The following is a 12,810-nucleotide window of genomic DNA, read 5'->3' as shown; positions in this document are numbered from 1 at the left end:
GAAAATCGCATTTGTTATTGATTATCAGTTGGATTAAATAAAAATAACATTCCGTCAAGCTATATTTTCGATGATTATCGTCATAATGCTGTAAAACAGGTCGTATAATTAAAACTACATCAGCGCTGGTACAACAAATACTTAAAATCTTCGTATTATTATTTCAGAAATCAACCAAACATCCCTTAATGAAGAAAATCTTTTTAGGCATTGCCGCGATTGTTTTAGTGAGTATGAGCATTGTCGGAACAAGTTGGAAAGCGGTAGAGCATCCACAAACACAACAGGAAGCGGTTAAAAACATAGCTGCTGATAGTATTTATAATCAGTATATTTCAAACATCTACCATGCCGCCCATTTAGATTCGGCAGGTTTAAATCAAGAAGTTTTTGAGAAAGCACTCACTGGTTTTTACAATATGAAGTATGCCGGATTGCTTCATTCGAAATCGATTTTAACCATAGCCGATTTTGATCAGGAAAGTTGCAAAAAACGCCTCTTCATCATTGATTTAGCGCAGAACAAGCTTATTTTAAATACCTGGGTAGCGCACGGGCAGAACAGTGGTGGCGATAAACCTTCGTATTTTTCCAATACGCAAAACTCCAATCAAAGCAGCTTAGGTTTTTATCTTACCGGAGAAATTTATTACGGCAAACACGGTCGGTCGCTTAAATTAGATGGAATGGACCGAGGATTTAACAACAATGCAAGGGAAAGGGCAATTGTGGTTCATGGTGCAGATTATGTTTGCCAGGAAACCATCAATCAATTAGGCAGATTGGGTAGAAGCCAGGGTTGCCCCGCGGTACCTTCCAAACTTGCCAATAAAGTAATTGATGCCATTTCAGATCGAACGGTGCTTTTCATCAACAGCTCCGATCAGCAATACCATTCCTCGTTTCTCAATGAAACACTTGCAGCCAGCTACGCTTTAAGGCAAGATGAAGTTTTGGCAGCTCAAATGGATTAATGTAGTTTGAGGTTTGTATCACTTAAATTTCGAGGCAATATCTTAATAAAAAATCCTTTTAAAGGGGCCAAAGCATCCCAAATCCAACGGTTGGAGTCTTTGGCCCTTTCACCACAATCTACCACTTCTGCCCTTTCCAATAGCTTATCTACAAATTTGTTAAGCGGCTTAAATTTTACCAACTGATTAAATTTCAGACCGAGATAATCACAGTAAACATGCACCAGAATTTCTACGATAAGCGAGCGATCTGAAATTTTTAATGGAGTTGCAAAGCGTTGCTCATAATCGTTTTTGATCGTTTTCACCAGCATGATAAATCGTTCATCGGCTTTGCCATCCAAAAAGCGCCACAATTCAGCATTGCTGTAAACACGGATAATTCCTTTATCCAACTGGACTTTGATATTGCAATTTTCTAAATGGTAGATGCTATTCATTCATTTTTTAGATTTTAAAATCAGTTATTTGTTACCGAATAATGCATTCGTAACAGCAAAACTGCCAAAATGTTTAACTTTCAACTGGTTAGCATGTGAGTAAAATTTTAGTTTTCGAACCAATATTTTGAGCATCTTTGGAGTTTGAAAAATAAGCCCAATTCATGAAGATTGTTATTGCAGAAAAGCCCTCAGTTGGTCGTGAACTTGCCAAAGTTTTTGGAGCAAGCACCAGAAAAGACGGATATATCGAAGGGAAAGGATATTCGTTTACCTGGGCTTTCGGGCATCTATTGCAATTGGCACCCCCTCAAGATTATGGATTTATCGGCTGGAGAAAACAGCATTTACCCATGTTGCCGGCTAAATTTAAACTGGCAGTACGCAAAATTAAAACTAAAGATGGTTTTGTAGAAGACCCGGCAGTTAGGAAACAACTCGATACAATAAAAAGGCTTTTTGATGAGGCCACAGAAATTATAGTAGCTACGGATGCCGGGCGTGAAGGCGAGCTGATTTTCAGATACATTTACTATTATCTGAAATGCAAAAAACCATTCAAAAGATTGTGGATTTCCTCACAAACAGATGAAGCTATAAAAGATGGCTTTAGAAACCTTAAACCTGGCACAGATTACGATACGCTTTTCAATTCTGCACACTGTAGGTCGGAATCTGACTGGCTTGTGGGCATGAATGCCACCCAGGCTTTGAGCATTTCTGCAGGTAACCGAACAGTACTATCGCTTGGTAGGGTTCAAACACCTACCCTCGCCATGATTTGCGCCCGCTTCTTAGAGATCAAAAATTTTGTTCCCCAGATTTATTATCAGATTAGCATTCAGCTGGTTAAGGATGAACAAAGTTTCAAAGCGGTTTCAACTACAAATTATAAAGATAAGGAAGAAGCTGAAAAACTTTTTGCATTAGTAGAAGATGTGGCATCCGGCTTTCCAACTGGTGGAAACATTACAGCCGTTGAGGCCAAACCCCGCAAAGAGCCGCCACCGCTCTTGCATGATTTGAGTAGTTTACAGCAAGAGGCCAATAAAAAGAAGGGATACACGGCTGATCAGACCTTAAATATCTTACAGAATTTATACGAAAGCAAACTCGTTTCTTATCCCCGTACAGGATCGAGATATATCGGCGATGATGTTTTTGCTGGTGTTCCCGATTTGATTACCAAATTTGTGAATCATCCTGATTTCGGTAAACAAGCAGCTTTTCTTCAAACCATTAAATTGAATAAACGCAGTGTTAATGCCAAAAAGGTAACCGATCACCACGCGGTTTTACCAACTGGTGTAGAAGCTTATGGCTTAAGCAGCGATAAACAGGCTGTTTATGACATGGTGGTTGGCAGAATGATTGAAGCATTTCATCAGGAATGTTTGAAAGAAATCACTAAAATTACGATACAATCCGGGCTTACCTTCATTGCCAATGGTACGGTTATTCGTTCCGCCGGCTGGCGTTCAGTTTTTAATGAAACTGACGATGATAAAAAAGATGAGGATAATGCGGCCTTGCCAAAGGTTATTGTAGGTGAGCAGTTGCCAATTACGGAAAAATCTTTATTAGAAAAACAGACAAAACCAAAATCGATGTATAATGAAGCTTCTCTTCTGAAGGCGCTGGAGACCTGCGGTAAAGAAATTGAGGATGAAGAGTTGCGCTATGCCATGAAAGACAGTGGACTTGGAACGCCCGCTACACGAGCTTCTATTATTGAAACTTTAATTACCAGAGAATACATCAGCCGGGAAAAACGGAATCTTGTACCAACAGCCAAAGGTTTGGCGGTTTATGAAGTAGTGAAAGATAAGCAGATTGCTCAGGCTGAGCTTACCGGTCAATGGGAAAAACGATTGGAAGAAATCAGATCAGGTTCATCAGTAAAGGATTTCAAATCGGAAATAACTGAGTATACCAAAATGATTACCAATGAATTACTTATTGCCGGTGCAAGTATTTCAGGGATGCTGCATGAAAAAAAGCCAGAAAAGGTTTAGCCAAAAGCAATTTTTAAAGCATCCTCAATGGCTAAGCCCATATCCTCATCTTTCTGGATAAAAGCTATCGCCCCTGCTTCAGTGTATTGTTTCTCGAATGTAGTTTTGTCATTACCAGTAAACATGCACACTTTAAGGTCAGGCTGGATTGCATGGACTGCCCTAACCGTGTTTGGATTGCTATCGCCCTTAGGCATATTAATATCCAATAGTAAAAAATCAAATTTTTCACGGTTGAGTAAGTCAAATGTATCAGGGAGGTTTGTAGTTTCCAACACCACCGGCGAAGACGTTAATTTTCGAAAATAACCCTTCATTACCATACGCATCAACTCATTATCGTCGGCGATCAGAATCCTTAAACCTTCTTTCATTTTGTTACATGTAGTTGTTAGCTGTTGATGGTCGTCGCATAACCTGCTTATACAATACAACTTATAGCTCAAAAAGTTCGCAATTGTACTAAAGAAATAAGGAAACATGGATGACTAATTCAAATGTAAACATTTCTTTGTGTTTTTAGATGTTTAGCATTTAATTATGTAGATATAAACTCCCAGGCACTATGATATGCATCCAATTTTTCAGCGTAAGCAATAAAGTCTGCATAAAATTTAGCTTTTGAAAGCGTTGAACTGTCTCCTATGACAACTAATTTTTTTCTTGCCCTGGTCATGGCTACGTTCATCCGTCTGGTATCAGATAAAAAGCCGATAACGCCTTCCGCATTACTTCTGGTTAGGCTGATGAATACAATATCGCGTTCTTGCCCCTGAAAACTGTCGATGGTATTTACAGAAATCTTAGTTTGATGTCTCATCAAAAATTCGTTAGCTTCTACCAGCGATTTTAAAACTTGCACCTGCTGTTTATAAGGTGAAACAATGGCAACTGAAGGAAAATCACCAATCGTATTTTTTAATTCCACTTCCTGGAGCAAGACACTCAAATGTGCCACTAAAAAAGCTGCCTCATCCGGATTTGTTGTACTTGTGCCGTCTAGTTTTTCGTCAAAACTGCATCCGGCCGTATCAATGAAAGTAAGTGGTTCGTCATCAGCAAAAATTAAGTGATTTGCTACAGTATGGTGTGCGCTAAGTTGATTATTATAAAAAACCTGCGATGAGTAACCCATGATGCTTTTATGCATTCTATACTGTTCATTCAAAAGCACAACGGCTTCGGGATGAAGGTTAACCGATTTCTCAAGCAAGGTTTTGCTTAAGCCGTTTCTGCCTGCCTCATTAGATTTAATTGTTGGCGACAATTGAAAATGATCGCCAGCTAAAATTACCTTCTCTGCCTTTAAAATCGGAATCCAGCAAGCAGGTTCCAACGCCTGTCCGGCCTCATCGATAACTACCGTACTATATTTTAAATTTCGAACAGTGTAGTGATTTGCACCAACCAATGTTGCAGTAATAATTTGCGCCTTGTTTAACAGATTGTCCATCACATACTGCTCGGTTTTCTCTACCTCTCTTCCGATTTTGTGTGCTTCATCAAATAAAGCTTTACGTTGATCGCGTTCAGCTTTTCCAAAACTCCGCTTATACTTGTGGGCCATGTTTTTATATTCATTTGCTTGCTTTTTAAGCGATTTGATGGTTTTCATCTCCGGGTGATCGGCCATCTTATGCTCTAAAGTTGAGGCCAGTAAATGTTCCGAAACACGGGCGGGGTTACCTATGCGAATAACATTGAGCCCCTCAAGAGATAATTTTTCAGTAAGCAAATCTACCGCGGTATTGCTGGGTGCTACTACCAGAATCTTCTGGTTGTTATGCTTTGAAAGCGATTTTATCGCATGAACCAGTGTTGTGGTTTTGCCTGTGCCGGGTGGCCCATGCACAATTGCTAAGTGATTAGCAGTAATAATTTTACTCACAGCCAGTTGCTGCGACTCATTCAGCTTGTTGGGAATAATAAATTTCTCCTCATTGTGAAAAGAAGGTTTATCGCCTTTAGTCAGAATTTTAATTAGTTTATTTTCAGCATCCTGATCAGCAAGATTAGCCGCCTGCTTTAATGCATTTTGCATCTCATCGTAACTGTTGTTATCAAAAAGCAGGTCAACCCCTAATTTTCCATCCCTGCTCCAGTCTGGCAATTCATCAACCCTGAAGCTTATTTTCATTTTATTCGCGGTTTGATGTGTGATGGTCCCCTCCAGCCGATCCTCCTTAGCATCATGATTGGAAAATAATACCACAGAAGATCCAAACCTGAATTGGTGAGGAATATCCTGATGCGTGGTACGCTCCAATTCAACGGTTAAATAATCGCCCCGGCCTATCTCATTATTCCGAATAGCAATCGGATACCAGGTTAACCCTAATATTCTGCGGTCAGCAGCCGAGCTATTTTCAGTCAGTTTTAAATAAGATTGTAAATCTTCCTCACGTTCTGTAATCAACAGCTCCTGAAGTTTTTTGAAATATTCTTTTGGCAAGATAGAGTGATTAGTTGCTATGGTGAATTGATTAACTTAGCGCTTTTTATTGATACAAATTTTGTTGCATTTACAAAACCAATTCATGGTGCAGCCTCAACATGGTTTCGTAGGGGTCGGCACTAAAACCAGGATGTACTTTTGAGCATTGCACAACGGTACTTCTTGTAGCTGTTAGCCACCTGAATCGCGAAGCCTGATCATACTGACCAATTGGACCAGCATTTTTAGCGCCAGCACTAATTCGTTCGAATGCAGATAGATTCGCCCGAAGATCATCCAGATCGATTTTACCAGCAATTGCCCTGATCTTATCTTCGTCTACAACAAAAATGCTCTGCAAGAACTTCTTCTTTGCGCAATAGAGAATAATACCTACGTTAATAAATTCTTCCCGTTCTACCCTCGGCATCACGCGGATCACGGCATACTCAAATAAGGCTCTCTCTTGCATGCTGTGCTTCTTTTAAAAATATTTCAGAATTTGCCAATCGGGTTTCGAGAAAATAAGCATAAGCTCTGCGGTGCGCTTCCTTAGTTTCAAAATTAGTTTCGCCTTCCAGCCAATCATCCGGAATGATATTGATTACGGCCTGGATTTTTTCAGGGTTAAGAATAGAACGAAATTCCTGATCTACAGCCTCAAGCTCCGATGCCCATGGTAATAATACATGATCTTTCACCAGGAAAAATGGCCTTGTGGCTTGTTCTTCCCAATTTTGCCAGGAATGATGGAAATATAACGATGCGCCGTGATCAATGAGCCAAAGCTCTTTATGCCAAACCAACATATTGGTATTACGGCAGGTACGATCCATATTGGTTAAAAAGCAATCTAGCCAAACAATTTGTGAAGCGAGTTTAGCATCTACCACCGTAACTGTAGGATCGAAAGTAATTGCTCCGGACAAGTAGTGAAGGGCTAAGTTTAAACCAACACTGGCTTTTAGTAAATCCTGAATCTCCTCATCGGGTTCGGTTCTGCCAAAAGCCTCATCTAAATTAGCAAACACCAATTCAGGCACCCGCAACCCTAAAATCCTGGCAATTTCGCCACCAATTAATTCGGCAATTAATGCTCGGGTGCCCTGGCCAGCTCCCTTAAATTTAAGCACATATAGGAAGTTGTCATCAGCCTCAGCGATCGCTGGCATAGAGCCGCCTTCACGTAAGGGCGTAACATAGCGGGTAACATTAACTTTTCTAAGTTGGATATTATTCATAAGAAATATTAGAAAGCTTGCATAAGATGATGTACTTTCTAATTCAGCTGCAAATTTAGAACAATAATGTCAATATTTTCCCCGAAGATTTCTTATCCATGCAGAACTTAATCGTGGCCTAGATATGCATTTCCTGCTGGAGTCATAACTGCCGCCCATTGAACCGACTCACGATTGATTTTAACTAAACCCATACTTTCCAATTCTTCATAGGCTTCTTCCATCCCACCTAAAATTGGAGAATTAACTTGCTGATTGATGACCTCGAGTAGAGATACAATTTCTGATCTTTCCATAATGTTGGCTTTGGGTATTAAACAGCTATATCCTTAAAATGTTTATTTCATAAGTTAAACATTTTCGATGCTCATAGGTTGTATTTAAAAAGCTAAATTCCCATGGAGTCGCACATTTACTATTTGTTTGTTTTAGCGTTACCTGTTGCCTGCGTTGCCTGGACAGTTACCAAAGAGGAAATCTTTAGAGAGGCAAGAGAATTCTGCGTTGACCGTTCAAAAAACTGCAATAAGCTGATTAAACGAAAATTTTTTTATGTTTTCACCTGCGAATACTGCTTTAGCCACTATGTAACCCTCATTACTCTCTTCATCACAAAATATACATTGATTTATCCCGGTTGGCGAGGATATATTATTGCCTTTTTTGCCATTGTGTGGATTGCGAACGTATACATGAGTCTCTACAACATTATTAGGATAGATTTAAAGAAAGAAAAAATTCGGGTGGCTAAAGAAGAATCGGAACTAAACGGAGACTAAAATCATGGCTAAAGTTTAATGCTTACCTGATATTCAACACTATGCCATCATCTGTTATCAATCATTTCAGTTATCATGCTGATAAAAAGTTACTTAAGATAACTTTTGTTACCGGATTGGTTTACCAATATCAAAACGTACCATTAAAAATTTTTAAGATGCTGAACGCCGTAGATTCGAAAGGGAAATATTTTAACCAGTACATCAGAGATCACTTTACATTTAAAAAACTTTAATATGCCAGAAGGACCATCAATTGTAATATTAAAAGATTTGATAGCGGACCCTCATTTAGGTAAGCCAGAGGTTTTAGAAGTTGCCGGTAATGTAAATACAATCGATAAGGAGCAACTCCTCCATAAAAAAATTAAGGCCTTTAAAAGTTGGGGTAAACACTTTTTGATTTGTTTTGATGGATTTACGATACGAATTCATTTTATGTTGTTCGGCACCTACTTAATTAACGAGACGAAGAAGACACCATTAAAGCTCGGGTTGACACTGAAAAATGATCAGTTAAATTTTTACACCTGCAAAGTCGATCTGTTGGATGGTGATGTAAACGATCACTATGACTGGCGAGCAGATATCATGTCAGAACATTGGGATCCAAAACTTGCATTGCAAAAAATCAACGAAACAAAAGAGGCTTATATATGTGATGTTTTACTGGATCAGGATATTTTCGCTGGCGTTGGCAACATTATAAAAAATGAAGTATTGTATAGAAGCAAGGTTCATCCGCTGAGCAAAATAGAAAACATTCCCACCGCTAAACTCAATGCAATTATTAAAGAAGCACAACGCTATGGCTTCGATTTTTTAAAATGGAAAAAAGAAAACACATTAAGCAAACACTGGGAAGTTTATCAGCAAAAAAATTGCGCAAAGAAACATAAGGTTACAAAAGCAGTACTCGGAAAAACAAATCGGCAAACCTATGTTTGTAATGAATGTCAAAAAAAATATAAATAATTTCTTCCTATCAAAACATCTCAAAAATCTAGAAATCAATACATTGCTTCGAATGTAAGCAATGAAACCAAAATGTTACTATAATTTCAACGTAAAAGAAATGTTAAACTATTAGGAAATATTCAAACAAGTCCTATATTTGTCCTCGAGAGCGTTAATTTAGATACGGGTATATGGCTTAGGCTGTATGCCCGTTTTTATTTTACATTGTTTGAAACATGGCTGATTACTTTATCTAAACATATTTTCAACCATGGTGTGTAAGCAGTTGGATTGATTTCGATATCGCTTTTCAAAGCCTCCAGATCCACGTATTTAAAATCTTCTACTTCATCAATATTGATGGTTGGCTTTTCGTTCGACTTACCGAAAAAGACATGATCTAACTCATGTTCTGTTAATCCATCTTCGAAAACCGCTTTGTACAGAAAATTAAAACCGTAGGCCAGCTCGCAGCTCATGCCCATCTCCTCTTTTAATCTTCTTTCTGCAGCAGCAAGATTACTTTCTCCTTCACGGGGATGGCTACAACAGGTGTTGGTCCATAACCCACCTGAATGATATTTACTTTTTGAACGTTGCTGAAGCAACAGTTCCTGATCATCATTAAAGATAAAAATTGAGAAGGCACGGTGCAACAATCCTTTTTGGTGAGCTTCCAATTTTTCCATCCTACCCTGTGGCAGGTCATCTTTATCAACCAGGATTACGTGTTCTTCCATCGGCGCTTTAAATTGCATTTAACTTGTGGCGTATCATCGAATCAAACATTAACCCTATTTTATGGTGATTTGGAATGCGGATCCGTTCTGTCATTATTTTCTCGGCACTTAGATTTTTGATCTTGTTAAAGAGCTTTTTATAATAGATATAAGATAAATAAACCCCGTTTCGTGAACTCGCCGGAAGCATTTTTATACCAAGTAAGGCATCCTTAAACTCATCTTCTATTTCTTGTTCTATTTTACGCTTCTCCTGATCACAAAAAACCGTTAAATTCACATTTGGAAAATAGTTTCGATTTAATGACTGATGATCCGCCTTTACATCACGAAGGAAATTCACCTTTTGGAAAGCTGAGCCCAACTTCATAGCGAAAGGTCTTAGCCGATTGTATTCTGCTTGATCGCCATTGGTAAAAACTTTCAAACACATTAAACCAACCACTTCTGCCGACCCCAAAATATATTCCTGATATAAATCTTCCGTATATAACTGATCCTCGAGATCCATTTCCATACTTTTCAAAAATAACCGAATCAATTCATGATCGATTTGATATTCATTTACAACCCGTTGAAAAGAGTTGAGAACAGGATTTAAACTTATGCCCAATTCAATGGCCTCAAAAGTATCCCGTTTAAATTTTTCTAATAGATATTTTTTATCGAAGTTATGGAAGCTGTCCACAATCTCATCTGCAAGACGAACAAAGCCATAAATAGCATAAATGGGCTGGCGCAACTCTTTTCCCAGAAAATAGATTCCGAAAGAAAAACTTGTGCTATAACTTTTTGTTGTAAGTTTACTGCACCTCGCCGATAACTGATCAAACATTTCTTTCATCTTTAATTTGGGTTTTGAATCGATTTTTCAAATTCTTCAAGCGTTTTAAACCAATTGATATGGTCTATATTTTTTAATTTCTCTATTACCATACTGTTTCCGGCAAGGTGGATTTTTGCAGTTTTGCAAACTTCAGATAACAGCATAACGTAGTCTTGGGCACTAGCTTCTAATCTTGATCTTACCATAAAAAGCAATACATGATCAACATCAATGTTAGCAAAAACTTCTTTTACAGAATCTAGTGGAACTTTACTGCCAAGGTAAATTACTTTTTGATGATTTAACCGAAGCATATAATTCGCGAATATTAGGCCAATGTCGTGATCCTCATCTTCAGGCAAAAAGAGTAACCAGGTTTTACCATCATTGCGAACAGTTTTGGAATTATTAATTTCGGTAAAAAGCTTCTGGCGGATCAAATTTGATATGAAATGTTCATGAGCAGGACAAATCTCATCTTTTCGCCACATTAAACCTAACCGAACCAGTAAAGGATATGTTACGCGACGATAAGTTTGCGGAACACCCATCACGTCGACACAATCGCTAATTAAACTGATGAAAGCAGCATCGTTAAAATCTAAACTAAACTTGATTAATCTTGTGATGTAGAATTCTGCCAGATCATCATCGGAATGATAATTGTACTGTTGATCCAACAACGCTTCAACAGCCTGATCAGATAAGCTGCAAATTTTCGAAATTTTTAAACCAGATTGGTTTAGGCTAACGATGTTTAATAACCGTTTTAGCTGGCTATCATCGTATAATCTGGTATTTCCTCGCGAGCGTTTTGGCTTTAGCGCATTATACCGCTGCTCCCAGATTCGTATCGTGTGAGAATGAACACCAGAAAGCTGTTCCAAATCAGAAATGGTATAAATCATTTTTGTTTAAATATATCGAATAAAATTTAAACAAGAAGATTGATCAATAGTTTTGAAGAGGCTAAAAATTATTAAGATTTTAGCCTGAATAATTTTCATAAAAAGATACACCAAGCAAAGCTCAATGTATCTTCTCAGTAAGTGCTATTAATTATAAGCTTTTTCGGTTAACAACAGTCCAAGCTCTCCATTGCCGGTAACTATGGTGTGTACGTGTTTGTACGATTGACTAAAAAAATCATATCCGTGCTCCATGGCCTCAATTGAAACAGAGCTCATTGGATATTTCCTGTTGGTTTGCATACAAAGCAGGTTGCCGTTGGCAAGTAATAGAAAATCGCAGTCGTATCCTTTTTCCTGTAATTCTATTACCTTTTTTGTAATAGATACATTTAACCTGTTGGTTACACGGGTTCTGTTTTTCATAAGATTAGGTTTTAGGTAAATGAATTGCATTACAATGGCAAATTCATATATTAATTTACGGTTTTAAACGCAATATATTGTTATACAAGTAATTAAAAAGAATCGTTTTGTTCATTTTGCATCTGGCAAGCTGTTCATTATTTAACACCTAGACTGCCTGTTACAATAGCGGCTAATGCCTGACCAACAATTCCTCAAACTTGTCGAATTACATCCCTGACTTTACGAACGTTATATATTTTAGTTTTTGGAAATCATAGCGTAATTTGCCATTCATCTTCTCTATTAACCAAATGAAATTAAAATGTATCGTGATTGATGATGATATTCATGCTATTAATGGTATAAAATCTTATCTCAACACACTATCTAACATATCACTTTATAAGGCCTATACTGATCCACTGCAGGCACTTACCGAAATTACCGGTGGCCCTGATGTCGACATTATTTTTATGGATGTGGATATGCCCATGATATCAGGAATTGAATTATCAAAAGCCATCCGTTTTAAAACCACTAAGTTAATTTTTACTACTTCGCACTCCAAGTATGCTTATGAAGCATTTGAAATGAATGCGAGTGCATATTTGCTAAAACCTTACACCTTTGCACGTTTTGCTGAGACATTGAATCGCTTATTCCCACAAAGCCCTAGTCATCCAAATACCTCCATTCAGCAAGAAGATGATTATTTCTTTGTGCGAAACAGGAATGAAAAGAATAGCTTAATAAAAGTTAGGTATAACGATATCGTTGCGGTAGAGAGTTTACAGAATTATGTAAGGATTTATACGCTCAATGAAATCATAGTAACTTATATTGCCTTATCAGAGATTAAGATAATTCTCCAGAATTATTCAAATTTTGCCCAGGCACACCGATCATTTATCATTGCCAAAAATCACATCGAGAAAGTTGAAGGAAACACCCTGAAGATGGTCAACAATTTGACGGTAAATGTTGGTAACAGCTACAAAGATGGCATACAGGAATATATTAAGCAAAAAACAATCAGAACGAACAGATCTTAATTTACCGAGGAAAATATGAAAACGCATTTGACGTTG

The 12,810-nt window shown here is 37.9% G+C and carries 16 protein-coding genes; 6 read left to right on the top strand and 10 right to left on the bottom strand.

The window, feature by feature from the left end; genetic code table 11:
• Window positions 1-188: 188 nt before the first annotated feature.
• Window positions 189-974: a murein L,D-transpeptidase catalytic domain family protein gene (locus tag R2Q70_RS12850; RefSeq protein WP_316807973.1), complete on the top strand. Its 786-nt coding sequence runs from the start codon at window positions 189-191 to the stop codon at window positions 972-974.
• Here R2Q70_RS12850 and R2Q70_RS12845 read toward each other — a convergent pair.
• Entirely contained in the window at window positions 971-1,414 is a 444-nt protein-coding gene (locus tag R2Q70_RS12845; protein ID WP_316807972.1) for a hypothetical protein, read from the bottom strand. The genes R2Q70_RS12850 and R2Q70_RS12845 overlap by 4 nt on opposite strands.
• A 164-nt stretch (window positions 1,415-1,578) precedes the next feature.
• On the opposite strand from R2Q70_RS12845, the gene topB reads away from it, so the two are divergent.
• Window positions 1,579-3,429, top strand: a complete 1,851-nt coding sequence (topB, locus tag R2Q70_RS12840; protein WP_316807971.1) for a DNA topoisomerase III — start codon at window positions 1,579-1,581, stop codon at window positions 3,427-3,429.
• Here the strand turns inward: topB and R2Q70_RS12835 are convergent.
• The 5 genes from R2Q70_RS12835 to R2Q70_RS12815 all read right to left on the bottom strand — a co-directional run bounded on the left by R2Q70_RS12835 (window position 3,426) and on the right by R2Q70_RS12815 (window position 7,400).
• Complete coding sequence (locus R2Q70_RS12835) at window positions 3,426-3,803, bottom strand: response regulator transcription factor (RefSeq protein ID WP_316807970.1); 378 nt, start codon at window positions 3,801-3,803, stop codon at window positions 3,426-3,428. The genes topB and R2Q70_RS12835 overlap by 4 nt on opposite strands.
• A 164-nt stretch (window positions 3,804-3,967) precedes the next feature.
• Window positions 3,968-5,881 (bottom strand): AAA domain-containing protein, encoded by a 1,914-nt coding sequence (locus R2Q70_RS12830; protein WP_316807969.1) that lies wholly within the window; start codon window positions 5,879-5,881, stop codon window positions 3,968-3,970.
• Between the two features lie 70 nt (window positions 5,882-5,951).
• Window positions 5,952-6,335, bottom strand: a complete 384-nt coding sequence (locus tag R2Q70_RS12825) for a DUF3037 domain-containing protein (RefSeq protein WP_316807968.1) — start codon at window positions 6,333-6,335, stop codon at window positions 5,952-5,954.
• Window positions 6,313-7,104, bottom strand: a complete 792-nt coding sequence (locus R2Q70_RS12820; protein WP_316807967.1) for a HipA family kinase — start codon at window positions 7,102-7,104, stop codon at window positions 6,313-6,315. The genes R2Q70_RS12825 and R2Q70_RS12820 overlap by 23 nt, the downstream gene beginning before the upstream one ends.
• A 107-nt stretch (window positions 7,105-7,211) precedes the next feature.
• Complete coding sequence (locus tag R2Q70_RS12815) at window positions 7,212-7,400, bottom strand: hypothetical protein (protein WP_010601447.1); 189 nt, start codon at window positions 7,398-7,400, stop codon at window positions 7,212-7,214.
• Between the two features lie 102 nt (window positions 7,401-7,502).
• Between R2Q70_RS12815 and R2Q70_RS12810 the strand changes: the two genes are divergently transcribed.
• Genes R2Q70_RS12810 through R2Q70_RS12800 form a run of 3 tightly spaced genes read left to right on the top strand, consistent with a single transcriptional unit; the run spans window position 7,503 to window position 8,858 of the window.
• Window positions 7,503-7,883: a hypothetical protein gene (locus R2Q70_RS12810; RefSeq protein ID WP_316807966.1), complete on the top strand. Its 381-nt coding sequence runs from the start codon at window positions 7,503-7,505 to the stop codon at window positions 7,881-7,883.
• A gap of 41 nt (window positions 7,884-7,924) precedes the next feature.
• The gene (locus R2Q70_RS12805; RefSeq protein ID WP_316807965.1) at window positions 7,925-8,119 is read left to right on the top strand and encodes a KTSC domain-containing protein; all 195 of its coding nucleotides are present in this window, start codon (window positions 7,925-7,927) and stop codon (window positions 8,117-8,119) included.
• A 1-nt stretch (window position 8,120) separates the two neighbouring features.
• A complete protein-coding gene (locus R2Q70_RS12800; protein ID WP_316807964.1) occupies window positions 8,121-8,858 on the top strand; it encodes a DNA-formamidopyrimidine glycosylase family protein in 738 nt (245 codons plus the stop codon).
• A gap of 197 nt (window positions 8,859-9,055) precedes the next feature.
• Here the strand turns inward: R2Q70_RS12800 and idi are convergent, their stop codons facing one another.
• The 4 genes from idi to R2Q70_RS12780 form a co-directional block, all read right to left on the bottom strand.
• A complete protein-coding gene (idi, locus tag R2Q70_RS12795; RefSeq protein WP_316807963.1) occupies window positions 9,056-9,580 on the bottom strand; it encodes an isopentenyl-diphosphate Delta-isomerase in 525 nt (174 codons plus the stop codon).
• Window positions 9,581-9,587: 7 nt separating this feature from the next.
• Entirely contained in the window at window positions 9,588-10,424 is an 837-nt protein-coding gene (locus tag R2Q70_RS12790) for a phytoene/squalene synthase family protein (protein WP_316807962.1), read from the bottom strand.
• Between the two features lie 2 nt (window positions 10,425-10,426).
• Window positions 10,427-11,314, bottom strand: coding sequence for a MerR family transcriptional regulator (locus tag R2Q70_RS12785; protein WP_316807961.1), 888 nt, complete (start codon window positions 11,312-11,314; stop codon window positions 10,427-10,429).
• 147 nt (window positions 11,315-11,461) lie between these two features.
• Entirely contained in the window at window positions 11,462-11,740 is a 279-nt protein-coding gene (locus R2Q70_RS12780; RefSeq protein WP_316807960.1) for a hypothetical protein, read from the bottom strand.
• Window positions 11,741-12,033: 293 nt separating this feature from the next.
• Here R2Q70_RS12780 and R2Q70_RS12775 point away from each other — a divergent pair, with 293 nt between their 5' ends.
• Window positions 12,034-12,774: a LytTR family DNA-binding domain-containing protein gene (locus tag R2Q70_RS12775; protein WP_316807959.1), complete on the top strand. Its 741-nt coding sequence runs from the start codon at window positions 12,034-12,036 to the stop codon at window positions 12,772-12,774.
• The last annotated feature ends 36 nt before the right edge of the window (window positions 12,775-12,810 follow it).

The sequence above is a fragment of the Pedobacter agri genome (genome assembly GCF_032678665.1).
In the GTDB taxonomy this organism is placed as follows: Bacteria; Bacteroidota; Bacteroidia; order Sphingobacteriales; family Sphingobacteriaceae; genus Pedobacter; species Pedobacter agri_A.
Note: the sequence above shows the minus strand (reverse complement) of the source record. Positions and strands in the feature narration are given on the sequence as shown.